Origin of the sequence: Pandoraea horticolens, assembly GCF_902459555.1 — a bacterium.
Taxonomy (GTDB): Bacteria; Pseudomonadota; Gammaproteobacteria; order Burkholderiales; family Burkholderiaceae; genus Pandoraea; species Pandoraea horticolens.
Window position 1 is genome coordinate 21376 of the sequence record NZ_CABPSM010000005.1, and the last position, 23797, is coordinate 45172.

Below are 23797 nucleotides of genomic sequence, written 5' to 3' on the forward strand. Positions count from 1 at the left end.
CCTGCCGGCGCGGACTTGATTTCTTCGGCTCCCCACGCGCTCGCGCTTCGCTCATGACCGACATCGCTCATCACTCCCGCTCTCCGAATTCCGCCGCCCATTTCATCGGCCTGATGTCCGGCACGAGCCTCGACGGCGTTGACGGCGTGCTGGTAGCGTCGGCGGATGGCCGGGTGCTCGCAGAAGCCTATCTTCCGTTCCCGAGCGATTTGCGCGAAACGCTGATGGTGCTGCAAGCGCCTTCGGAAAACGAATTGCATTGCGAGGCGCTGGCGGCAAACGCCCTGGCGCGCGTCTATGCGGATTGCGTGCGCGAATTGCTGGCGGCTTCGGGGGTGCCCGCATCGGCCGTCGCCGCCATCGGCGCGCACGGGCAGACGATCCGCCATCGCCCGGGTGAATTCGACGGTGTTGGCTATACGCGCCAGCTCAATGCTCCCGCGCTGCTCGCCGAACTGACTGGCATCGATGTCGTCGCGGACATTCGCAGCCGGGACGTCGCAGCCGGCGGCCAGGGTGCGCCGCTCGTGCCGGCCTATCATCAGGCGGTGTTTTCGGACCCGGGGCAAACGCGTGTCGTCTGTAATCTTGGCGGCATCAGCAACGTGACGATTCTGCCTTCGGCCGCGTCAGGCAAACCGGTCTGCGGCTTCGATTGCGGCCCCGGCAACGCCCTACTCGATGGTTGGGCCGCACGCCACCTCGGCAAGACCTACGACGACGGTGGCGCGTGGGCGGCGAGCGGAAGCGTTGACGACACCCTGCTGGCTGCACTGCTAAGCGAACCCTATTTCTCCCAAACGCCCCCCAAGAGCACCGGGCGCGATTTGTTCCATGCCAGGTGGCTCGACACCCGGTTGGCGGCATTCCCGCGAGTCACGCCTGTAGACGTTCAGGCAACGCTCGTCGCCCTCACCGCCCAGTGCGTCGCCAACGACGTACTTCGCTATGCCTGCGGCTGCCGGGGGTTTTACGCCTGCGGCGGGGGCACTCGCAATCAAGCGCTCATGCAAGCCATCGCGGCCCGCCTGCCGGGTGTGACCGTGGCAACAACGCAGGCGCTTGGCGTGCCGCCCCATCAAGTCGAAGCGCTCGCGTTTGCATGGCTGGCCGAGCGGTGCCTGGCGCGACAACCGGGCAATCTGCCCACCGTGACCGGCGCGAACGGCCCGCGCATTCTTGGCGCAATCTATCCCCACTAAAGGCAGGCCACGCCGTACAAACAGCTTGCGGTCTGCAATGTGGCGATCGCAACGGATTGCCGACACCCCTCCCACACCGCACTTCGCGCATCATGCGCGGAATACTCCTGTGACGATGTCCGGCGCCCGGCATTGATCCGGGCCTACGCTCCTCTTCCCCTCGCTTTACACCACGAATCCGGCTGCCGATAGCGCTCGGCAACGTGATTTCACGGCCCTCTTCGACGCGCAAATTCCGTGTATCCCCCGCTGTTTTTACGAAATCCCAAATATAGGATTCACCCCAAAAAACCAGCGGATTCCCTTGTTCCCCGCCCCCAACATGCAACTCTTCAGGCGTCGTCACGACATTACCGGGAAGTACAGGAAGTCCAATCTCACTCATCATTCCTTTGCCATGACAGAAAAGAAATTCCTTTATCCAATCGAATGGCTTGACGAAGAGCGCCCCACATCGAATGCCAGATTCGAAGTGGCCTTGAACTCGGAAGGGCAAGGGTATGGCGTTCGAACACTGGCGCCGTTTTCGCGTGGAGAACTCGTCAGTCGAATGACCGGGCTGATTTCCAATAGGCGCAGGCTGCATACATTGCAGGTGACGGAGACGATCCACTTGTACGACCCCTACTTTTCCGGCCTGTTCCTGCACTCATGCTCGCCATCTGTCGGTCTTGATATGCAGCGGCTGGAAGTCTGGGCGCTGCGGGATATTGAGGCGGGTGAGTTTCTGACGATGGACTATGCGTCCACGGAAGATTTTCTCTTCAGGCAGTTCGAGTGCCAGTGCGGGGCGCCCAACTGCAGAAAATGGATCACTGGATTCAAAGAACTGCCCAATAACGAGGGCAAGGCCTATCTGGCGAAAATCCGCCCGTCAAAAATAGCCGCAGAGCCCGCGACAAAGGAGCGTTAGATATGTCGCGCATCGAAACCACCTCAATCATCGGCGACCGGAAGATTACGGGCGAAAAAGGCGTTGCGCCGGCAATTCATTATTCTGCGGTTTTTGCCGCATCCGATAGCGACGAATTCGCAGAGATGTCGAGCGTGCCTCAGCATGCCCGGAACTACACTCGCTATGGCAACCCGGTTCACGAAAGAGTCAAGTCGATCATGGCCGCACTTGAAGGCACCGAAACCGCCTTGGTGATGAGTTCCGGCATGGGCGCAATGGTCACCACACTGCTTGCACTGCTCAGTGCGGGAGATCACGTCATCGCTCAAACCCACCATTACATGAGCACGGCGAACCTATTCGACGAGATGCTGAGTCGATTGGGAGTAGAAGTCTCATTGGTCGATCAGACACAACCGTCCGCATTTATGTCGGCGATTCGACAAAATACAAAACTCATTTTGCTGGAATCTCCCGCCAATCCATTGCTCGAATTGACGGATATCGAGGGTGTCGCCAAGATCGCGCGTGCGCACGGCATCCTCACCGTTGCAGACAATACGTTTGCGTCTCCAATAAATCAGCAGCCCCATGCGCTTGGCATCGACATCATTGTCCATAGCGCAACCAAGTATCTCGGTGGGCATCACGACCTGACGGGCGGCGTGGTTTGCACAAGCCGCTCCCTTGCCGAACAGATCTGGCGCACACACGTTACCCTTGGATCGGTGCTGTCTCCTATGGATGCATGGCTGTTGCTGCGTGGATTACGTACGCTGCCGATACGGATGGAACGAATCAATGCAAACGCATTGACGCTGGCGAGATTTCTTTCTCAACACCCAAGCATCGAACGCGTTATCTACCCGGGACTGGAAACGCATCCTCAGTTCGATTTGGCGCATCGGCAAATGAAGGGATTTGGCGGCGTGTTTGCCTTTGGATTACGCGAAGGCCCCGATACGGCAAAGCGTGTCGTTTCTGCGCTTCGCATCCCTTTCAATGCCGGTAGCTTGGGCGGGGTCGATTCCCTTGTGATTCATGTCGCCACGATGTGGTTGGGAACACGACCGGCAACCGCACCAATTCCAGCCAATCTGATTCGTTACTCCGTCGGCATTGAGCATGTTGACGATCTCAAAGAAGATCTCATTCAGGCGCTGGGTAGCGCTTAACCCTCTCGACGTATAGCCCTTCGACTTTGCGTCGTACGGGACACCCCATCGCGTCATCCATGGCACAAAAAAACACCCCTCTCACGGAGGGGTGCAGAATGCCCGAATCTTGGCGTTCCTTTGAGCTGTGCTCAAAGGAACAACCAACGGAATTCCAGCGCGTCGTTCAGACCGAGAACGAAGAACCGCAGCCACAGGTGGTGGTTGCGTTCGGATTCTTGATCACGAACTGTGCGCCGTTGATGTCTTCCTTGTAGTCAATCTCGGCGCCGACGAGGTATTGATAGCTCATCGAGTCGATCAGCAGCGACACGCCGTTCTTGTCGAGCACGGTATCGTCTTCGTTGACATCTTCATCGAAGGTGAAACCATACTGAAAGCCGGAGCAACCGCCACCCTGCACAAAAACGCGCAGTTTCAGCTCGGCATTGCCTTCTTCGTCGATCAGTTGCTTGACCTTGTCCGCAGCGCTGTCAGTAAAGACCAGGAATGCGGGCATTTCCGTGACGGCAGCCTCAAGCGGTGCGTTCATCGCAAATCTCCAAAAAGCGGTTCGGTACCATTCTAGTCCCTAATCCAAAATTGTGCCGATAGTTGGAAAATCAATGGCTTAGGGACGATAAATACCGTTACGGCAGTACGGGAATATGGGTCAACCCCATGTTCTCCGGCAAGCCGAACATCAGGTTCATACACTGCACGCCCTGACCGGACGCGCCCTTGACCAGATTGTCCTCGACCACGAGGATCACCAGCGTATCTTCATTGCCCGGGCGATGCACCGCCATACGGACATAATTCGACGCGCGCACCCAGCGCGTTTCCGGCATCGAGCCGGCCGGCAGCACGTCCACGAACGGCTCGCCTGCGTAATACGTCTCGAACAGCGCCTGGAAGTCCGTGTCGCGCGCTTCGGGCAGGATCGTCGCGTACAACGTCGAGTGAATGCCACGAATCGTCGGCAGCAGGTGCGGCACGAACGTCAGCCCCACCGGGTAACCGGCAATCGCCTCGAGACCCTGCTTGATTTCCGGGTGGTGGCGATGGCCCTTCACACCATACGCCTTGAAGTTGTCGGCCGTCTCCGCGAGGATCAGCGATGTCTCGCCCTTGCGGCCGGCACCGCTCGCGCCCGACTTGGCGTCTGCGATCAGATGCTTCGGATCGACCAGCTTCCGGCCACCGGCGAACAGCGGCGCATAGCCCAGTTGCACGGACGTCGGATAGCAGCCCGGCAGACCGATCACGCGGGCACTCTTGATTCGCTCGCGGTTGATCTCGGGCAGGCCGTACACGGCTTCCTCGAGAATGTCCGGACAGGCATGGGGCATGCCGTACCACTTCTCGAATGTGGCAATGTCCTTCAGGCGGAAGTCTGCCGCCAGATCGATTACGCGCACGCCAGCAGCAAGCAGCTCGCGCGCCTGCGCCATGGCAACCCCGTGCGGCGTGGCGAAAAACACCACGTCGCAATCGGTCAAACGGGCATCGTCAGGCGTGCAAAACGCCAGGTCGACACGGCCTCGCAGGTTCGGATACATATCGGCGACCGGCGTGCCCGCTTCCTTACGCGAAGTGATCGCCGTCAACTGCACTTCCGGGTGCTGCGCCAGCAAACGGAGCAGTTCCACACCGGTATAGCCGGTGCCGCCTACGATACCTACCTTGACCATGCCCTACCCCCTCTCAATCGGAAATGCGATTCTATCAAGCTTCCACGACACGCGTGAGACGGTGACCCAACGGGCGCCTCCCTTTTACACGCGGACAAAACACGGTGAAAAAAGAAAAAAGGCCGCGCGAGGCGGCCTTTCTCTGCACCTGCCAGAGGCAGATGCCCACAAGCACCCGGGCGATTAACGCTTCGAGAATTGCTTGCGACGGCGGGCCTTGTGCAGACCAACCTTCTTACGTTCGACTTCACGGGCGTCGCGAGTGACGAAGCCTGCGGTCGACAGCGTCGGCTTGAGCGTCGCGTCGTAGTCGATCAGGGCGCGGGTGATACCGTGACGAACCGCACCGGCCTGACCCGTTTCACCGCCGCCCGAAACGTTGACCTTGATGTCGAACGTTTCAGCGTGGTTGGTCAGCTCGAGCGGCTGACGAACGATCATCAGCGACGTTTCACGAGCGAAGTACTCTTTGATCGGCTTGCCATTGACGACGATGTCGCCCTTGCCAGCCTTGATGAACACACGAGCAACAGCGCTCTTGCGACGGCCGGTGCCGTAATTCCAATCGTTTTTGAACATGGCTGGCCCTTAGATCTCGAGCGACTTCGGTTGCTGCGCTTCGTGCGGATGATTACCGTCGGCGTAAACCTTCAGCTTCTTGATCATCGCGTAGCCCAGCGGACCCTTCGGCAGCATGCCCTTCACGGCTTTCTCGAGCGCGCGGCCCGGGAAACGCTCTTGCATCTTGCCAAACGTGGTTTCGTAGATACCGCCCGGGTAACCCGTGTGGCGGTAGTACTTCTTGTCGGTTTGCTTTGCGCCCGTAACTTTCAGCTTGGCAGCATTGACGATGATGATGTAATCACCCGTGTCAACGTGCGGCGTGAATTCCGGTTTGTGTTTGCCGCGCAGACGGCGTGCCACTTCGCTGGCGACACGGCCGAGGACTTTGTCCGTCGCGTCAATCACAAACCATTCGCGCGTCACCTCTGCCGGCTTAGCGGAAAACGTCTTCATGATCGATCCAAATAAAATGCATTTGCCCCATTAACACCAACTTCCTGCTTGTCTGCCGGCCGCGTCCTTGCGATTTGGGTCGCATGGCGCAGTCCTGTGCTTGCAGGCTCTCCCTGATGCTTTTTCCGTGGGCATTTCCGGAAAAGTCGTTGATTATACAGAAAAAACCACCCACCGGTAAAGCGCCGCAGGTAAACGGCATTTCCGGCGCACAAAAAAAACCCGAACCTCATGGGTCCGGGTTAAATCCACCAAAGGAGGAGGGTGGAGGAGACACTTGCAGGATTGCTGTGAAGCACAACAACCAATGACTGCAGTCTAGCAAATCGAATTGTGCGACGCAAGAAAATTTATAGTGCGAAACACATTACCATAATATGAAATTTCGACGAAACCGAGCGAACCACATCATTTCCTTAAAAATCAATAATTTATAAATAAAAATCATGTGCCACGCTCCGAAAAATCGCGCTTGATATTTGAATTTAGGGTTTATCCCTCTGAAAACTCGATCAAAAAAGCGCCAATATTGCGACGCAGCAACCAAGGCCAGAATGGATGACTGTCAGGGTTTGCGGGCGGCGGTACGCGAGTTTGCGGAAGCCGCTACAATTTTTGCTTGAACGGCATATCGGGGTTTCGAAATATGGAATGCAAGGTGAGTTGGATGGGCCAGGAGGGTATGGCCTTCGTCGCTCAGACGGGTAGCGGCCACATCGTCGCGATGGATGGCGCGCCGGAAGGCGGCGGCCACAATCAGGCACCGCGCCCGATGGAAATGCTGCTGGTCGGCACCGGCGGCTGCACCGCCTATGACGTGGTGCTGATTCTCAAGAAGAGCCGTGCCGAAGTGAAGGGCTGCAGCGTCGCGCTCAAGGCAGAACGCGCAAGCGAAGACCCGAAAGTCTTCACCAAGATTCACTTTCACTTCACCGTCACGGGCCGTAACCTGAACCCCGCCACCGTGGAGCGCGCCGTGACGCTCTCCCACGACAAGTACTGCTCGGCGTCGATCATGCTCGCCAAGACCGCCGAGCTGACGCACAGTGTCGAGATCGTCGAAGGCTAAGATTCGTTTGCACTGGCGATGAAGCACAAAAGGCTCCCACCGGGAGCCTTTTGTGTTTTGTTGGGATGCAGAGCCGGCCGATAAGCCGGATTCTGTGAACGCGACTCGCGCCGCGCCTGACAATCATTCCTCTAGGCGACGCATCACTACGCCGCTCAAGCTTCCTACCCGCAGGCTCCCGGGGGCCCCGTTGCCGGCACCCGCACGAGGCGAATGCCGCTCACCTGCCTATTTGGAATTGCTCCGGGTGGAGGTTACCGTGCCGTGTGCGTTGCCGCACGCCGCGGTGCGCTCTTACCGCACCGTTTCACCCTTACCTGATCCGCCTGGCTTGCGCCAGGGGCCATCGGCGGTCTGTTCTCTGTTGCCCTGTTCCGCGTCTCACGACGGATGGCCGTTAGCCATCACCCTGCCCTGTGGAGTCCGGACTTTCCTCCCCCTCCCAAAGGGAAGCGGCGATTGTCTGGCCGACTCTGCGGGCCGAAGTGTAGCACGCGGACCGCCATCATTGCCCGTCGGTCATGCGCGCCGAGACCACGCTCGGCCGACGTCATTCGCCCTTTTGTCGCCGCCCCGGCCGAAAGACCGACAGGTCCTGATAGTAGGAAGGGTCGTCGTTAGCAGGCCACCAACCGGGAATGCCAAGCACCGGCAACGGCGCGAAGTCGCGTGTGGTCCACGCGGCGCTGGCAAGCGCCGGCGCTATCCGGCCGTCGAGCCAGGCGCGACGCTCAGATGGCGTCCAGCCAAAATAGGCATGGGGAACGCCCACGATCCAGGCATGCGCTGTCACCGATTTGTAGGGCGCGACAAGCTTTTCCAGCAAGGCATGCCCAAAAAGCTGGACTTCGCAGGCGCGGCCCCAGTCGGCACGGCGCGCGACAAACAGCGTGTGCCAGTCGAATGCGCGCAGCGCCTCGCCGAGGGCAGCGTCGCTGCAGGCGAAGAGGACGGCGTTCTCATCGAAGACCGTCGCGGCGTCGCGCGTAGCGCCGCGCGTGGCCTGCACGCCTTCGGCCGCGATCGCTACCGCCTGACGCGCGTTGAGCGCCGCCTTGCCGCGCGGATAGGTCAGCCAGATCAGCGCGTTGAAGAAGTCGTGCAGGTTCTGGCGCGTTGGCACGCCGCCGGTGGCCGCGATGAACGCCTCGTAGGCCGTGGCGGCGGGCAGGTCTTCCTGCGCGACGAAGCGAAGCGCCCGTCCCTGACCACTCACGAGCCCGGCTGCGGCGGCATAGGCCGAAAGCGCCTCGCGCCAATCGCCGTCGGCCAATGCGGCCTGGCCTCGTTCCGATACGGCGTCGAACCACGGTGAGCGCCAGTCGATCTCCGGCAAGCCGGAAGGGGCGCACCCCGCGGGCGCCACGGCGCCGCCCACACTCACCCCTTGAGCTTCCAGCCGATAACTTCGCCAGCGCGCAGGGGCACGACGGTCTCGTCGCCCATCGGCAGTTCGGCCGGCAGCTCCCAGTCTTCGCGCACCAGCGTGATCTTGCCGGCGTTACGCGGCAGTTCGTAGAAATCCGGGCCATGGAAGCTGGCGAATCCTTCGAACTTGTCGAGCGCGCCGGCCTTGTCGAACGCCTCGGCGTACAACTCCACCGCGTGCAGTGCCGTGTAGCAGCCCGCGCAGCCGCAGGCGGCTTCCTTCACGCCACGCGCGTGCGGCGCGCTGTCGGTGCCCAGGAAGAAGCGTGGGCTGCCCGAGGTTGCCGCTTTCACCAGCGCCTCGCGATGGGTCTCACGCTTGAGCACCGGCAAGCAGTAGTAATGCGGACGAATGCCGCCCGTGAAGATGGCGTTGCGGTTGTACAGCAGGTGATGCGCGGTAATCGTCGCGGCGATGGGGCCTTCGGCCTGAGCGACGTACTCGGCGGCATCCTTCGTCGTGATGTGCTCGAACACCACCTTGAGGCCCGGAAAATCGCGGCGCAGTGGTGACATGACCTTGTCGATGAAGACCTTTTCACGGTCGAAGATATCGATGTCGGAACTGGTCACCTCACCGTGCACGAGCAGCGGCATGCCGACGTCCTGCATGGCCTCGAGCGCGCTGCGGCACTTGGCCAGATCGGTCACGCCGGCGTCCGAATTCGTCGTTGCGCCCGCCGGATACAGCTTCACGGCATGCACAAAGCCCGACGCCTTCGCGCGACGGATCTCGTCGGCAGGCGTGTTGTCGGTGAGGTACAGGGTCATCAGCGGCTCGAACGTGTTGCCCGCCGGACGCGCCGCGAGAATGCGCTCGCGATACGCCGCCGCATGTTCGGTCGTGGTGACCGGCGGCTTGAGGTTCGGCATGATGATCGCGCGGCCGAACTGGCGGGCGCTGTCGGGCAGCACGCTCTTGAGCACGGCGCCGTCGCGCACGTGCAAGTGCCAGTCATCGGGACGGGTGATTGTCAGTTCTGTGATCATGGGCGTTTTCCGGGGGCTGGGAAGGCTGCTGGCCCATGAAACCGCGGCTGCGTGGTGACGCGTCGGCGCGACGGACTTCTTGGGCGGGAATGTACGTGCACAGGGGCCGGTGCTATGCTTGTGCAACCCCATATTGTAACGGCAGCGGCGCTCAGACACGACGTGCGCAGCCAATCTTCGATTAGCCCGTCCCATGTGCCAACTGCTCGCAATGAATTGCGCGGAACCGACCGATATCACGTTCTCGTTTACCGGTTTCGCGGCGCGTGGGGGCGGTACGGATCACCATGCCGACGGCTGGGGCATCGCGTTTTTCGAAGACAAGGCCTGCCGCCTCTTCATCGATCATCAGGCGGCGGCGAATTCGCCCATCGCCGAACTGGTGAAGAAATACCCGATCAAGTCGAAAAACGTCATCGCGCATATCCGCAAGGCGACGCAAGGCATCGTTGAGCTGGAGAACTGCCATCCGTTCCAGCGCGAACTGTGGGGACGCCACTGGATCTTCGCGCATAACGGCGATCTGCACGACTACGACCCGTTTCTCTCGGGCGTCTATCAGCCTGTGGGGACGACCGACAGCGAGCGCGCCTTCTGCGACATCATGCAGGGCTTGCGCAAGCGCTTCCCCGGCTCGCAACCGCCGCTCGACGAGTTGTTCCACGCCGTCGAAGACATTACACGCACGATCACCCGGCACGGCGTGTTCAACTTCGTGCTTTCAAACGGCCAGGCACTTATCGCCCACTGCTCGACGCGGCTGCACTTCATCGCTCGCCAATGGCCGTTCGCGAAGGCGCATCTGATCGACGCCGACTGGGAAATCGATTTCGCCAAGTTCACCACGCCGGCCGATCGCGTCGCCGTGATCGCCACCGCGCCGCTCACGGACAACGAAGTCTGGACGACCTTCGAGCCAGGCGAATTGATCCTGTTCGAGAAGGGCGCGCCGTCGCTGCGCACGGTGGTGCCGATTCCGGAAGCGGTGCGCCTGCGCAACGCGCAAAACACGGCCTGCCAGTAAGGCAGACAGCGCCGGGCGGACATCCGTCTGCCTGCGACGCCCATAAAAAAAGCGTGCCCGAAGGCACGCTTTTTCATTTCAGCGGCTGACCGGAATCAGTGCAGGATCTTGGCCAGGAAGTCCTTGGCGCGGTCCGACTTCGGATTCGCGAAGAACTCGTCCTTCTTGTCGTCTTCGACGATGATGCCCTGATCCATGAAGATCACACGGTTCGCGACCTTCTTGGCGAAGCCCATTTCGTGCGTGACCACCATCATGGTCATGCCTTCCTGAGCGAGTTCGACCATCACGTCGAGCACTTCGTTGATCATTTCCGGGTCGAGTGCCGAGGTCGGCTCGTCGAACAGCATGGCGATCGGGTCCATGCACAAGGCACGGGCGATGGCCACACGCTGCTGCTGACCGCCCGAGAGCTGGCCCGGGAACTTGTGGGCATGCGCCTTCAGGCCCACGCGCTCGAGCAGCTTCAGGCCCTTGTCGCGAGCGGCGTCCTTGCTGCGGCCGAGCACCTTGATCTGCGCGAGCGTCAGATTTTCGGTGATCGACAGGTGCGGGAACAGTTCGAAGTGCTGGAACACCATGCCGACACGCGAGCGCAGCTTGGCCAGGTTCGTCTTCGGATCGGCGACCGACGTGCCATCGACAATGATCTCGCCTTGCTGGATCGGCTCGAGACCGTTGACGGTCTTGATGAGCGTGGACTTGCCCGAACCCGACGGGCCGCACACCACCACGACTTCACCCTTCTTGACTTCAGTGGAGCAGTCCGTGAGCACCTGGAACTGGCCGTACCACTTGGAGACGTTTTTAAGGGTAATCATTTCGCCAACCTCTTTTGAAGACGTTTAACCAACATCGAAACCGAGAAGCAGATCACGAAGTAGACCGCTCCGGCAAACACAATCATCGCAGGCAGCGTGCCGTCACGCTGGCCCACCTGATACGCCATGCCGAAGAAATCGGACAAAGCAATCGCATACACGAGCGACGTATCCTGGAACAGAATGATGCCCTGCGTGAGCAGCAGAGGCACCATGTTGCGGAACGCCTGCGGCAGCACCACGAGCCCCATCGCCTGCCAGTACGACATGCCCAGCGCGAAAGCGGCGGACAACTGTCCGCGCGACACGCTCTGGATACCCGCACGAATGATTTCCGAATAATACGCCGCTTCGAACAGCGAGAAGGCGACGAGCGCGGAGACCATCCGGATGTCCCACGTAGGCGGCACGTCGAGCAGCGTCCGCAGCACCTGCGGCACGATCAGGAAGAACCACAGCAGCACCATCAGCAGCGGGATCGAGCGGAACACGTTCACATACAGATCCGCAAACCACTTCAGCGCTGTCACGCCGGACAGGCGCATCATCGCGAGCAATGTGCCCCAGACGATACCCACGACCACTGCAAGACCCGTGACTTGCAGCGTGGTGATCATGCCCTTGACGAGTAGCGGCATCGCATCGACCGCGCCGCCCCAAGCGAAGATTTCACCCATTATTTGCCCCCGATGTAGCCCGGCAGGCGGGTCTTCGATTCGAGCCAACGCATGAACGTGAGCACGACGATGTTGATGAGCATGTACGCGAGCGTCACCGCGATGAACGATTCGTAGCTATGCGCCGTGTAATCGATGAGCTGCTTGCCCTGACCTGTCAGTTCGAGCAGGTTCACGGTCGAGATCACGGCCGAGTTCTTGAAGATGTTGACGAATTCCGAGGTGATTGGCGGAATCACCACGCGGAAGGCCACCGGTAGCAGCACGAAGCGATACGTCTGCGGCAGCGTGAGCCCCATGGCCAGACCGGCATTTTTCTGGCCCTTGGGCAGCGAATTGATACCGGAGCGCACCTGTTCACACACCCGGGCTGCCGTAAAGAGCCCCAGGCCGATCACCCCGGTCAGCAGTGAGACATTCGCCGGATTGAGCGAGAACAGCCATTGGCGGACGCCTTCCGGCAGGAAGTCGGGCGCCACGTAATACCAAAAGAACAACTGCACGAGCAGCGGGATATTCCGGAATAGCTCCACGTAACCTGCCGCGAAGCCGGAAATCCATTTGTTGGGAATGGTACGCATCACGCCGAGCACGGAGCCCACGATTAGCGCAATGATCCAGCCGCCAAGGCCGACCGCAAGCGTGAGCTTGAAGCCCGAGAGCAACCACCCGAAGTAGGTCGCGCCCTCGCCGGTAGCTACCGGCTGGAAGAAAAAACTGAAATCGAGACCGAGAGCCATGATCTCCCCTTTTCTACTTGTCTTGCTTAAAAAGAAGCGGAAGGATTGACTCCTTCCGCTTCGGCATTACGCACTGACGGTGCTCAGCGTTCCATCAAGCCGGCGAGGCTTACTTGGTGCCTTGAACGTCAGCATTATCGTTCGGCGCTTTCCACAGGGCGGCCATTTCAGCCGACGGCGGGAAGTCCATGTTCACGCCACCCAGTGCCGGAATCGGTTGCTGGAACCACTTGGCGTAGTCCTTTTGCGCCTGGCCCGATTTCTGGTAGTCACCGACAGCCTTGTCCACCAGCTTCTTGAAGGCCGGATCGTCCTTGCGCATCATGCAGCCGTAGGCTTCGTACGATTGCGGCTTGCCGACAATGCTGTAGTCCTTGGCGTCCTTGAACTTGGCACGCTCACCGGCGAGCAGGGCGTCATCCATCATGAACGCGACGGCACGGCCCGAATGCAGCGTGATTGCTGCTTCGCCATGGTCCTTCGCGCTGATGATGTTCATGCCCATGTTTTCTTTCTGATTCATCTCGCGCAGCAGACGCTCGGAGGTTGTACCCGCCGTGGTCACGACGTTCTTGCCCTTGAGGTCGGCGAAGTCCTTGATGCCCGAGCTGTTCTTCGCCAGCAGGCGCGTGCCGATGATGAAGAACGTGTTCGAGAACGCAGCCTGCTTCTGACGATCAGCGTTGTTCGTGGTCGAACCGCACTCGATGTCGATCGTGCCATTTTGAACCAGCGGAATGCGGTTCTGCGACGTGATCGGGGTCTGCTTGGCTTCCACCTTCGGCAGCTTCAGCTCTTTCTTGACTTCGGCAACGATCGCCATGGCCACATCGTTGGCATAGCCGACGACATTGTGGTTGTTGTCATAGAACGAGAACGGGATCGACGACTCGCGGTTCCCCAGCGAGATAATGCCTGTGTCCTTGATTTTTTTGAGGGTACCGCTTTCCTGCGCCTGAGCAGCACCTGCCATCAGGCCCACACAGCACATCGCCAACGCAATTTTCGAGAGGGTCATTCCTTGGTCTCCTTGGCACAAAACGAATGCATTTTAGCACTGCAATTGCCCATTTTTTTATTCTCGAATGTTCGGAACGTACGTCTTTTTTGACGTAAATCGCCCCGAACATTCTGTTTTCACGCACTAATGCGTATTACTACTTAGCTCGACAGCCCCCCTTATCAGGGATACAGGCCGCGCATCTCACGGGCTTGCAGAATACGGGTACACGCGACGATGAATGCGGCAGTACGCAGCGAAACCTTGTGTTCCTGCGCCACATTCCACACCCCGTCGAACGCTTCGCGCATGATGCGCTCCAGACGGTGGTTGATCTCTTCCTCGGTCCAGAAGAAGCTCGAGAAGTCTTGCACCCACTCGAAGTACGAGACCGTCACGCCACCGGCATTGGCCACGACATCCGGCACGACAAGAATGTTCTTGCTGCGCAGAATGTCGTCGGCTGCCGTCGTTGTCGGGCCGTTGGCGCCTTCGACCACGACCTTCGCGCGGATCTTGGCGGCGTTTTTCTCGGTAATCTGGTTTTCCAGCGCCGCCGGAATCAGGAATTCACAGTCGAGCGACCAGAATTCGTCGTCCTTAATGGTCTCGGCGGCCGGGAAACCGCCCACGCCGCCGGTCTCGGCCACGTGCTTGAGCAGATTCGTCACATCGAGGCCGTCCGATTTGTAGATCGTGCCGGTGTGATCTTGCACGCCGATGACATGGGCGCCAGCTTCTTGGAACAGGCGGGCGGCGATACCGCCCACATTGCCGAAGCCCTGCACGATCACGCGCGCACCGCGCACGTCCATGCCGAGACGGCGGGCCGCTTCGCAGCTCACCACGAACACGCCGCGGCCGGTCGCTTCGCGACGGCCCAGCGAGCCGCCCAGCGAAATCGGCTTGCCGGTCACGACACCCGTGGCCGTGGAACCCTCGTTCATCGAGTAGGTGTCCATCATCCACGCCATGATCTGCTCATTGGTGTTGACGTCCGGTGCCGGAATGTCCTTCGTCGGCCCAATGATGATGTTGATTTCGCTGGTGTAACGACGTGTCAGACGCTCGAGTTCGCCGCGCGAGAGCTTGCGCGGATCGACGCGGATACCGCCCTTGGCGCCACCGTACGGCACGTTCACGGCGGCGTTCTTGACCGACATCCAGGCCGACAGGGCCATGACTTCGGAGAGCGTGACGTCCTGGTGAAAGCGCACGCCGCCCTTGCCGGGGCCGCGCGAGGTGTTGTGCTGGACACGATAGCCCTCGAAATGGGCGATAGTGCCGTTATCAAGTTCGATCGGGCAATCGACGATCAGGATACGTTTCGGACGCTTGAGGGTTTCGACCCAGCGCGAAAGCGGGCCCAGATAGGGCGTGACGCGATCCACCTGTTGAAGGTAGTTACCCCACGGGCCAAGGTGCTCGGCGTCGAGGTAAGAGGGCAAGACATGTGACGTTTGCGACATCGTTGGATTCTCCGGCTTGATCATTCAGTGCCGCACGCACGGCACGAATGGCTGGCACTTTACAAAGAACCGCGAAGAACAATCCAATGCCGAATAAACATGTATCTATGCGTTTTGTGCATAGTTTCGACTTGGTGGCGACTTGATGGCTATTCCGCCGTTATGCCACGCGAATGCCTGCGAAAACCCTCGAACGCCCCACGTGCCTGCGAGCCCCGACTTTGGGACGGGTCTCGTCCCGGAAAGGATGGAAAATGCTGGGGAATGTCCCCTGCGAGAGGAACGCCGCGCCGACGCGGCGTCAGCCTTTGACCTGATCGCGCACGGCCTGCCAGAACGCCTCCACGACATCGCGCTTGGCGCGCTCGCGCCGGTTGCTGGCATCGGTATAGGCGAGGCGGTCGCGATACAGGCGGATCTCCATATCCAGGTGCCACGGTGCGGCCGCCTTGCCTGGGGGTGCGAGATCAATCAGTTCGTCGCGCGCGACCGAATCGATCACCGCGCTTTCCGGAAGAAAGGCCACGCCGTGCCCGGCCAGCACCATCGCCTTGAGCGCCTCGGCCATATCCGTCTCGTAAACCTTGTCCAGATATGGCGGACTCGATGCATCCCCGGCAAGCAGATCGGCCATCCGTCCGAGGTAGGCATTCGACGTGTAGGCCAGATAAGGCACCGGAGCGTCCGGTGTGCCGGGTAGCCTGAACCGGGCGCGCTTTTGCGCCGTCGGTGCGCTGTAGGGGCTGAAGCGTTCGCTGCCGAGCACGATCATCTCGTAGCGTGCCGCATCGAGTTGCAGCGGCTGGCTCGGGTGGTAGTAGCACATGAGCAGATCGCAGCCGCCGTCGGTGAGCGACATGGCGGCGTCGTGCACGTTGAGCGCGCGCAGACGGCTGCGCAGCAGGCCCATGCGCTTTTCCAGCGTCTTGAGCCAGCGCGGGAAGAACGTCATCGACAGCGTATGCGGCACGGCGAAATCAAGCACCGAATGATCGGCCGAGCGCTGTTCGCGCAGCAGGGCGCGGGCTTCCTGCGCCTGAGAGAGCAGTGCAAGCGCCTGCTCGTAGAACACCTCGCCGGCCGAGGTGAGACGCGTCGGGTAGCTGGAACGGTCGATCAGTTCGCTGCCGAGCCACGCCTCGAGCGACTGAATGCGGCGCGAGAACGCCGGCTGCGTCACATGGCGCAACTCGGCCGAACGGCTGAAACTGTTCGTCTTGGCGAGCGACACGAAGTCCTCGAGCCATTTGATTTCCATGCGGTACTCCCGCGTCGGCAATGTCAGCGCGCTAGTCTACTCAATCGCCCGCCCGGATGACAGGCCTGCGCCCATCATCCTGCGTCAGGCCATCGTCCCGCTCGCCGTCACTGCCCTCGCCTTCGTCTCACTCTCGCCTGCCCCGCCAAGGTTCAGGACACTACCGTCGCGAAGTGCGACGCCTCGGTATCCCCTTCCCCGCCGCGACGTTGCTGCTGCAACGCCCACATCTGCGCATAGAGCCCTTCGGCACGCAGCAGTTCGTCGTGCGTACCGCGCTCGACGATACGCCCCTTGTCGAGCACGATGATCTGCGCCGCATGCACGACCGTCGAGAGCCGGTGCGCGATGACGAGCGTTGTGCGCTCGCGGGCAATGTTGCGCAACTCCGACTGAATTGCCTGCTCGGAGCGCGAATCCAGCGCCGAGGTCGCTTCGTCGAAAATCAGGATGTGCGGATTCTTGAGGATGGTGCGGGCAATCGCCACACGTTGCTTCTCGCCCCCGGAGAGCTTGAGGCCGCGCTCACCGACCATCGACTCGTAACCGGCCGGCAGGCTCTCGATGAAGTCGTGGATGTGCGCCGCACGGGCCGCCGCGATCACCTGCTCACGCGATGCCGACGGATTGCCGTAGGCAATGTTGTAGTAGATGGTGTCGTTGAACAGCACCGTGTCCTGCGGCACGATACCGATGGCCGCGCGCAGCGAATCCTGCGTCACGTCTCGAATGTCCTGAGCGTCGATAGTGATGCGCCCCGCCGGCACGCCGGGGAAGCCAACATCGTAGAAGCGGAACAACAGGCGAGAGAGCGTCGATTTGCCCGAGCCACTGTGTCCGACCACCGCCGTGGTCGTCCCCGCCGCCACCGTGAAATCGACGTCGTGCAGAATCTGACGCGATGGTTCATAGCCGAAATTCACGTGCTCGAAACGCACCGTGCTGCCACGGCAGACGAGCGGCTTCGCCCCCGGCGGATCGGCCACTTCGCGATTGACATCGAGCAGCGTGAACATGCGGTCCATGTCGGTCATCGCCTGCTTGAGTTCGCGGTAGATGACGCCGAGAAAGTTCAACGGAATGTAGAGCTGCAACATGAACGTGTTGACGAGCACCAGATCGCCAAGCGTCATGCGTCCGCTCATCACGCCCTGCGTGGCATGCCAGAGAATCAGGATGAGCCCGCCCGCGATGATGACCTGCTGCCCGAAATTCAACACCGACAGCGAGTTCTGCGACCGAATCGCCGCTGCACGATAGCGCTTGAGGTTTTCGTCGTAACGCTGCGTCTCGAACGCTTCGTTACCGAAATACTTCACCGTCTCGTAGTTGATGAGCGAATCGATGGCGCGGGCATTGGCCCTCGAGTCGAGTTCGTTCATCGTGCGGCGAAAGTGCGTGCGCCACTCCGTGACCTTCACCGTGAACACGATGTAGAACGCGAGCGCGATGAGCGTGACGATGGCGTAGAAGGCGTCGTAGCGCACGACGAAGAAGCCCAGCACGAGCGCCACTTCGATGAGCGTTGGCAGAATGCTGTAGAGCGAATACGAGATCATCGACTGGATGCCCCGCGTGCCGCGCTCGATATCGCGGCTCATGCCGCCCGTCTGACGCTCCAGGTGAAAGCGCAGCGACAGCGCATGCAGGTGCCGAAACACTTTGAGCGCGATTTGCCGCACCGCGCTCTCGGTCACCTTCGAGAACAGCATTTCCCGCAACTCGGTGAAGAGCGACGTAGACAGACGCACGATCCCGTACGCGATAACCAGCAGGCCAAGGCTGCCCACGACGATCAGACTCGCGTCGCCCGTCGCGCGGGCCGTGGCCGAGAGTGCCGTCACCGGGCCGAGCGCGTCGACGATGTGCTTCATGATGATGGGCACACCGAGGTTCGCCACCTTGGCCAGAACGAGGCACGACAGGGCCAGCGCAACGCGTCCACGGAATTCGAGCAGGTAGGGAAACAGCGACTTGATGACTTGCCAGTCGCCGCGAGAAGGCTTGGGAGCGCCGGGGGCCGCCGGCGCAGGCTCGGCCGGAGTGAAACGTCTCATGATTGGGTTGGGGCGGCGTCCGGCTCGCGAGAGGGCTTTCCGCTAAAATCGTCGATGGCGTATTTTCGCAGAACCCGGCGTCTCATGCTGAGCCGACGCCGGGCGGCCCTCCCCGCCTGTAAAGGGCCGCGGAATGACCGGTGGCGCCTGCCAATACCCGTCGTCCCCGCGGTTTCCGGCTTTTCCCGCTCACGCAAGGAATCTCATGAGTACCCCAACCCCTGCCCTCACGGCCCTGCCTGAAGAAAAAGAACTGGCGTTACGTGTGCTGCCCATGCCCGCCGACGCCAATGCCCATGGCGACGTGTTCGGCGGCTGGATCATGTCGCAGGTCGACATTGCCGGCTCGATCCCCGCCGCGCAGCGTGCCAACGGCCGCGTGGCGACCATCGCCGTCAACTCGTTCCTGTTCAAGGAGCCGGTCTTCGTCGGCGATCTGCTGAGCTTCTACGCCACGATCGTGAAGACAGGCCGCACGTCGATCACCGTCTACGTCGAGGCGTATGCGCAGCGTATGCGCCTGTCGCACGAGATCGTCAAAGTCACCGAAGCGATGGTGACCTACGTGGCGACTGACGAAAATCGCCGTCCGCGGCCGCTGCCCGAACTCGAAACGCTGATCTGAGCAGCCCTCGAACGACAAACGCCGCCGCCTCGCGAACCGGGGCGTGCGGTGTTCGTGTTTCTGCCCGCCCGCCGGGAAGTCCGGTGACGGTGGTCTGTATTACGAGAACTGGCCGAAATCCGGCTTACGTTTCTCGAAAAACGCGGTGAAAGCTTCGCGCGCTTCGGGCGACACCAGCCGCTTGCCGAACTCCAGCGCTTCGTCGCGAATACGCGCCTGCACGTCGCGTGCGCTGTCGCCCTTCATCAACTGCTTGGTCGCGCGCAGCGATCCCGCCGGCATGGCGGCCAGTTGCGCGGCGCGCTTCGCGGCGTACTCCGCCAGTTCGGCCGCTGGCACGATGCGATTGACGAACCCCATCGCCACTGCCTCGTTCACGTCGAACGGCTCACCGAAGAGCAACTTCTCGGCCGCACGCTGGTAACCCGCCACGCGCGGCAGCAGCCAGCTCGACGCCGCCTCCGGGCACAGCGCCAGTTGCGCGAACGGCAGCGAGAAGCGTGCCGTATCGGCCGCATACACCACGTCGCAGTGCAGCAGCAGCGTCGTGCCGACACCGACCGCGTTGCCCGACACGGCCGCGACGATCGGCTTGGTCGCCTGACTGATCGCGCGCAGGAACTGGAACACCGGCGCATCGTCGTCCTTCGGCGGATGCTTCAGGAAATCCTCGAGATCGTTGCCTGCCGAAAAGGCCTCCGGCTGCCCCTGAATCAGGATCACGCGCAGCGAGGAGTCGGCCTCCGCTTCGGCAATACCCTCGGCGATGGCCTGATACATCTCGGCGGTAATCGCGTTCTTCTTGTGCGCGCGGTTGAAAGTCAGCACCTGCACGGCGCCCTGACGCTGCACCAATACGTCTTCCATCTCTTGTGTCTCCTCGGGTTTTCCGCAAATCCAGGGGCGCCGGATCATCGCCCGCTGTAGATGACAACGCCGGGGGCGGCCCCGCATTCGCGAACCCGCACCCCGGCGCCCTGAGCCGTCGCCGGCCGTCTGCGCTTACCTATTTACATACGCTCCAGAATCCCCGCGGCGCCCATGCCGGTACCCACGCACATCGTCACCATGCCGTACTTCAGGTTGTGACGGCGCAGTGCATGCACCACCGTTGCCGCACGAATCGCTCCGGTCGCACCCAGCGGGTGGCCCAGGGCAATCGCGCCGCCCATCGGGTTGACCTTGCTGGTATCGAGATCCAGATCCTTGATGACGGCCAGGGCCTGCGCCGCGAACGCCTCGTTCAGTTCGATCCAGTCCATCTGGTCTTGCGTGAGCCCTGCGGCACGCAGCGCGGCCGGGATGGCCTCCTTCGGACCGATGCCCATGATCTCCGGCGGCACACCGCGCACGGCGAACGATACAAAACGGGCGAGCGGCGTGAGGTTGAACCGCTTGAGAATCTTCTCGCTCACAACAAGCAGCGCACCGGCGCCGTCCGACGTCTGCGAGCTATTGCCGGCCGTGACCGAGCCCTTGTTCGCGAACACCGGACGCAGCTTGCCCAGCCCTTCGATCGACGTATCCGGGCGCGGACCTTCATCGAGCGAGAGCGTGCGCGTCTTGATGGACAATTCGCCCGTTGCGAGGTTCGGGAATCGTTCGACGATCTCGATCGGCGTGATCTCGTTGGTGAACTCACCGGCCTGTTGCGCCTTGATCGCTTTCTGGTGCGAGGCCAGCGCGAAGGCGTCCTGCGCATCGCGCGTCACGCCCCACTGCTGCGCCACCTTCTCGGCCGTCAGCCCCATGCCGTAGGCAATGCCCACGTTCTCGTCGCGCTCGAAGATCGACGGCGAAAGCGACGGCGTGTTGCCCATCATCGGCACCATGCTCATGCTTTCCACACCGCCGGCGAACATCGCGTCGGCTTCGCCCACACGAATGCGGTCGGCGGCCATGGCGAGCGCCGTCAGGCCCGAGGCGCAGAAGCGGTTGACGGTCACGCCGCCCACCGTGTTCGGCAGGCCCGAGAGCAGCGCACCAATGCGCGCCACGTTCAGACCTTGTTGGGCTTCGGGAATGGCGCAGCCGATGATCGCGTCTTCGATCACCTTCGGATCGAGATCCGGCACCTGCACGAGCGCGCTCTTGAGGATGGTCGCGAGCAGATCGTCGGGACGGGTGTTCTTGTAGCTGCCCTTGGGTGCCTTGCCGATCGGCGCACGCGTGGCGGCAACGATGTAGGCGTCTTGCAGTTGTTTGCTCATGTCAGTCTCCGATCGGCTTAGTTGCGCACCGGCTTGCCGGATTGCAGCATGCCCATGATGCGTTCCTGGGTCTTCGACGTGCCCAGCAATTCGATGAAGGCGCGGCGCTCGAGCGTCAACAGCCATTCTTCGTTCACGAGGCTGCCCGCTTCCACGTCGCCGCCGCACACGGCTTCGGCAATGCGCGAGGCGATCAGGAAGTCGTGCGCCGAAATGAAGTTGCCGTCACGCATGTTCACGAGTTGCGCCTTGATCGTCGAAACACCCGAGCGGCCTGCCACCGGAATGCCGGCCGGTTTGAGCGGCGGACGATACCCGGCCACCGACAGCGCGCGTGCTTCATTGCGGGCGACCGACAGCAGTTCGTGCACGTTGTAGACGATGGTGTCCGTTGGCTTCAGGTAGCCCATGTCGCGGGCATCGAACGCCGAGGCCGAGACCTTCGCCATGGCTGCGTTGGTGAACGATTTCGTCACGAACTGGAGATACTGCACGCTGCTCGCGGCATTTGCGGCGTCGGCCGCGCGAATCGCCGCTTCCTTCAGACCGCCGCCCGCCGGCACGAGACCCACGCCGACTTCCACAAGACCGATGTAGCTCTCGAGCGCCGCCACGCGCTTGGCGCTATGCAACAGCAGTTCGCATCCGCCGCCCAGCGCAATGCCGGAGACCGCCGAGACGACCGGCACCTGCGCATACTTCACGCGCATCATGCCGTCCTGGAACTTCTTGATGAAGGGTTCGATCCCCTTTGCACCGCCCATCATGAAGGCCGGCATGGCGGCCGCCAGATCGGCACCGGCCGAGAACGGACCGCCCGGCGCGCCGAGTTGCAGCGACGTCGGCTGCCACACTACCACGGCGCGATATTGCTGCTCGGCCAGATCGATGGCGCGGGTCAGGCCGTCGATGACGTCCGGCCCGATGGTATTCATCTTCGACTTGAACGAGACGATGAGCACGTCGTCCTGACCAGGGGTCTCGTCGACCCACAGGCGCACGGCTTCGTTCTCTTCGATGGTTTTGCCGAACTTGCGCGGATCGGCGCTGGCGTCGCCCACCAGCGAGGCCGGGAACACCTGACGCTGATACACCGGCAGCGTGCTGCGCGGCACGAAGGTGTCCTTGGCCGGCGCGTACGAGCCTTCAGCGGTGTGCACACCGCCCGCCTCGGCGACCTTGCCGCTCGTCACCCACTTGGGCAGCGGTGCACTCGACAGCGCGCGGCCTGCGTCGATGTCTTCCTGCACCCACTGCGCGATATCCTTCCAGCCCGCAGCCTGCCAGTCCTCGAACGGACCGGTGCTCCAGCCGAAGCCCCAACGAATCGCGAAGTCCACTTCACGTGCGTTGTCGGCGATCTGCTCAAGATACACGCCGATGTAGTGGAACACGTCGCGGAACACGGCCCACAGGAACTGTGCTTGCGGGTTGGTCGACTCGCGCAACAGACGCAGACGCTCGGCCGGGGCCTTCTTCAGAATGCGCACGACCATTTCGTCGGCCTTCTTGCCCGACTCGACGTACTCGCCCGATTGCGGGTCGAGCACCTTGATGACCTTACCTTCCTTCTTGTAGAAACCGGCGCCCGTCTTCTGACCCAGTGCGCCCTTCTCCACGAGCGCCTTGAGCACGGGCGGAGTGGCGTACGTCGGGGCAAACGGGTCGTCCTTGAGACCGTCCTGCATCGTCTTGATGACGTGCGCCATCGTGTCCAGACCGACCACGTCGGCCGTTCGGAACGTGGCCGACTTGGCGCGGCCGAGCTTGCTGCCGGTCAGGTCGTCGACGACGTCGAACGGAATGCCGTATTTCTGCGCTTCGGCGAACACCGCCAGAATCGAGAACACCCCCACGCGGTTGGCGATGAAGTTCGGCGTGTCCTTCGCGCGCACCACGCCCTTGCCGAGCGTGGACGTGAGGAACGTTTCGAGCTGATCGAGAATCGCCGGCGCAGTCGTCGCGGTCGGAATCAACTCGACCAGATGCATGTAGCGCGGCGGATTGAAGAAGTGCACGCCGCAGAAGCGCGACTTCAGGTCGGCGTCGAAGCCTTCCGAGAGTTCGGTGATCGACAGGCCCGACGTGTTCGATGCGAAGATCGCATGCTTGGCCAGATGCGGCGAGACCTTCTTGTACAGGTCGTGCTTCCAGTCCATGCGCTCGGCGATCGCTTCGATCACGACGTCGCAGCCGGCGAGCTTCTCGAGGTCGTCCTCGTAGTTCGCCGTTTCGATGTATTGGGCGTCGGCCTTGTCGGCAAACGGCGCGGGGCTCAGCTTCTTCAGACCGTCGATGGCGCGCGTGACGATGCCGTTCTTCGGGCCTTCCTTGGCCGGCAGATCGAACAGGACAACGGGCACTTTCGCGTTGACGAGGTGCGCGGCGATCTGCGCCCCCATTACGCCGGCACCGAGCACGGCGACCTTGCGTACGATCAGGGGTTTGTTGGTTTGACTCACGGTAA

General features: G+C 61.5%; 22 protein-coding genes and 1 other RNA gene. 6 read left to right on the forward strand and 17 right to left on the reverse strand.

Annotation, left to right across the window (positions count from 1 at the left end):
- Positions 1-53: 53 nt before the first annotated feature.
- The 3 genes from PHO31112_RS10160 to PHO31112_RS10170 all read left to right on the forward strand — a co-directional run bounded on the left by PHO31112_RS10160 (position 54) and on the right by PHO31112_RS10170 (position 3272).
- On the forward strand, positions 54-1202 hold the full coding sequence (locus PHO31112_RS10160; protein WP_150620408.1) for an anhydro-N-acetylmuramic acid kinase: 1149 nt from the start codon (positions 54-56) through the stop codon (positions 1200-1202).
- 322 nt (positions 1203-1524) lie between these two features.
- On the forward strand, positions 1525-2115 hold the full coding sequence (locus PHO31112_RS10165) for an SET domain-containing protein-lysine N-methyltransferase (protein WP_150620409.1): 591 nt from the start codon (positions 1525-1527) through the stop codon (positions 2113-2115).
- Between the two features lie 2 nt (positions 2116-2117).
- Positions 2118-3272: a trans-sulfuration enzyme family protein gene (locus tag PHO31112_RS10170; RefSeq protein ID WP_150620410.1), complete on the forward strand. Its 1155-nt coding sequence runs from the start codon at positions 2118-2120 to the stop codon at positions 3270-3272.
- A 166-nt stretch (positions 3273-3438) separates the two neighbouring features.
- On the opposite strand, the gene erpA is transcribed toward PHO31112_RS10170, so the two are convergent.
- The 4 genes from erpA to rplM form a co-directional block, all read right to left on the reverse strand.
- Positions 3439-3804, reverse strand: a complete 366-nt coding sequence (gene erpA, locus PHO31112_RS10175) for an iron-sulfur cluster insertion protein ErpA (protein ID WP_010805094.1) — start codon at positions 3802-3804, stop codon at positions 3439-3441.
- Positions 3805-3901: 97 nt separating this feature from the next.
- Entirely contained in the window at positions 3902-4945 is a 1044-nt protein-coding gene (gene argC, locus PHO31112_RS10180) for an N-acetyl-gamma-glutamyl-phosphate reductase (RefSeq protein WP_150583151.1), read from the reverse strand.
- A 183-nt stretch (positions 4946-5128) separates the two neighbouring features.
- Positions 5129-5524 (reverse strand): 30S ribosomal protein S9, encoded by a 396-nt coding sequence (gene rpsI / locus PHO31112_RS10185; RefSeq protein WP_010805092.1) that lies wholly within the window; start codon positions 5522-5524, stop codon positions 5129-5131.
- A gap of 9 nt (positions 5525-5533) precedes the next feature.
- Positions 5534-5962 (reverse strand): 50S ribosomal protein L13, encoded by a 429-nt coding sequence (rplM, locus tag PHO31112_RS10190; protein WP_010805091.1) that lies wholly within the window; start codon positions 5960-5962, stop codon positions 5534-5536.
- Between the two features lie 646 nt (positions 5963-6608).
- Here rplM and PHO31112_RS10195 point away from each other — a divergent pair.
- Positions 6609-7031 (forward strand): OsmC family protein, encoded by a 423-nt coding sequence (locus tag PHO31112_RS10195; RefSeq protein WP_150620411.1) that lies wholly within the window; start codon positions 6609-6611, stop codon positions 7029-7031.
- 65 nt (positions 7032-7096) lie between these two features.
- Here the strand turns inward: PHO31112_RS10195 and rnpB are convergent.
- The 3 genes from rnpB to pyrC form a co-directional block, all read right to left on the reverse strand.
- Positions 7097-7506, reverse strand: an RNA gene (gene rnpB, locus PHO31112_RS10200) — RNase P RNA component class A.
- A 75-nt stretch (positions 7507-7581) separates the two neighbouring features.
- Positions 7582-8409: a DUF3025 domain-containing protein gene (locus PHO31112_RS10205; RefSeq protein WP_246178008.1), complete on the reverse strand. Its 828-nt coding sequence runs from the start codon at positions 8407-8409 to the stop codon at positions 7582-7584.
- Between the two features lie 2 nt (positions 8410-8411).
- Positions 8412-9449: a dihydroorotase gene (gene pyrC / locus PHO31112_RS10210; RefSeq protein ID WP_150620412.1), complete on the reverse strand. Its 1038-nt coding sequence runs from the start codon at positions 9447-9449 to the stop codon at positions 8412-8414.
- 193 nt (positions 9450-9642) lie between these two features.
- On the opposite strand from pyrC, the gene PHO31112_RS10215 reads away from it, so the two are divergent.
- Positions 9643-10473 carry a class II glutamine amidotransferase gene (locus tag PHO31112_RS10215; protein ID WP_042114625.1) on the forward strand — a complete coding sequence of 277 codons (831 nt, stop codon included), beginning with the start codon at positions 9643-9645 and terminating at the stop codon, positions 10471-10473.
- A 95-nt stretch (positions 10474-10568) separates the two neighbouring features.
- Here the strand turns inward: PHO31112_RS10215 and PHO31112_RS10220 are convergent, their stop codons facing one another.
- From PHO31112_RS10220 to PHO31112_RS10250, 7 genes are all read right to left on the reverse strand, one after another.
- Positions 10569-11294 carry an amino acid ABC transporter ATP-binding protein gene (locus tag PHO31112_RS10220; RefSeq protein ID WP_150620413.1) on the reverse strand — a complete coding sequence of 242 codons (726 nt, stop codon included), beginning with the start codon at positions 11292-11294 and terminating at the stop codon, positions 10569-10571.
- The gene (gltK, locus tag PHO31112_RS10225; protein WP_150620414.1) at positions 11291-11971 is read right to left on the reverse strand and encodes a glutamate/aspartate ABC transporter permease GltK; all 681 of its coding nucleotides are present in this window, start codon (positions 11969-11971) and stop codon (positions 11291-11293) included. The genes PHO31112_RS10220 and gltK overlap by 4 nt, the downstream gene beginning before the upstream one ends.
- On the reverse strand, positions 11971-12711 hold the full coding sequence (locus PHO31112_RS10230; protein ID WP_150620415.1) for an amino acid ABC transporter permease: 741 nt from the start codon (positions 12709-12711) through the stop codon (positions 11971-11973). Before PHO31112_RS10230 ends, gltK begins: the two co-directional genes overlap by 1 nt.
- A 109-nt stretch (positions 12712-12820) precedes the next feature.
- Entirely contained in the window at positions 12821-13729 is a 909-nt protein-coding gene (locus PHO31112_RS10235; protein WP_150620416.1) for a glutamate/aspartate ABC transporter substrate-binding protein, read from the reverse strand.
- Between the two features lie 164 nt (positions 13730-13893).
- Positions 13894-15180 (reverse strand): Glu/Leu/Phe/Val family dehydrogenase, encoded by a 1287-nt coding sequence (locus tag PHO31112_RS10240; RefSeq protein ID WP_174995674.1) that lies wholly within the window; start codon positions 15178-15180, stop codon positions 13894-13896.
- Between the two features lie 301 nt (positions 15181-15481).
- Entirely contained in the window at positions 15482-16438 is a 957-nt protein-coding gene (locus PHO31112_RS10245) for a LysR family transcriptional regulator (protein WP_150620418.1), read from the reverse strand.
- A gap of 152 nt (positions 16439-16590) precedes the next feature.
- Entirely contained in the window at positions 16591-18495 is a 1905-nt protein-coding gene (locus PHO31112_RS10250; protein WP_150620419.1) for an ABCB family ABC transporter ATP-binding protein/permease, read from the reverse strand.
- A 205-nt stretch (positions 18496-18700) separates the two neighbouring features.
- Between PHO31112_RS10250 and PHO31112_RS10255 the strand changes: the two genes are divergently transcribed.
- Positions 18701-19120, forward strand: a complete 420-nt coding sequence (locus PHO31112_RS10255) for an acyl-CoA thioesterase (RefSeq protein ID WP_150620420.1) — start codon at positions 18701-18703, stop codon at positions 19118-19120.
- Between the two features lie 99 nt (positions 19121-19219).
- On the opposite strand, the gene PHO31112_RS10260 is transcribed toward PHO31112_RS10255, so the two are convergent.
- From PHO31112_RS10260 to PHO31112_RS10270, 3 genes are all read right to left on the reverse strand, one after another.
- On the reverse strand, positions 19220-19987 hold the full coding sequence (locus tag PHO31112_RS10260) for an enoyl-CoA hydratase (protein WP_150620421.1): 768 nt from the start codon (positions 19985-19987) through the stop codon (positions 19220-19222).
- 143 nt (positions 19988-20130) lie between these two features.
- Positions 20131-21330 (reverse strand): acetyl-CoA C-acyltransferase, encoded by a 1200-nt coding sequence (locus PHO31112_RS10265; protein ID WP_150620422.1) that lies wholly within the window; start codon positions 21328-21330, stop codon positions 20131-20133.
- Between the two features lie 17 nt (positions 21331-21347).
- The gene (locus PHO31112_RS10270) at positions 21348-23792 is read right to left on the reverse strand and encodes a 3-hydroxyacyl-CoA dehydrogenase/enoyl-CoA hydratase family protein (RefSeq protein ID WP_150620423.1); all 2445 of its coding nucleotides are present in this window, start codon (positions 23790-23792) and stop codon (positions 21348-21350) included.
- Positions 23793-23797 lie beyond the last annotated feature (5 nt).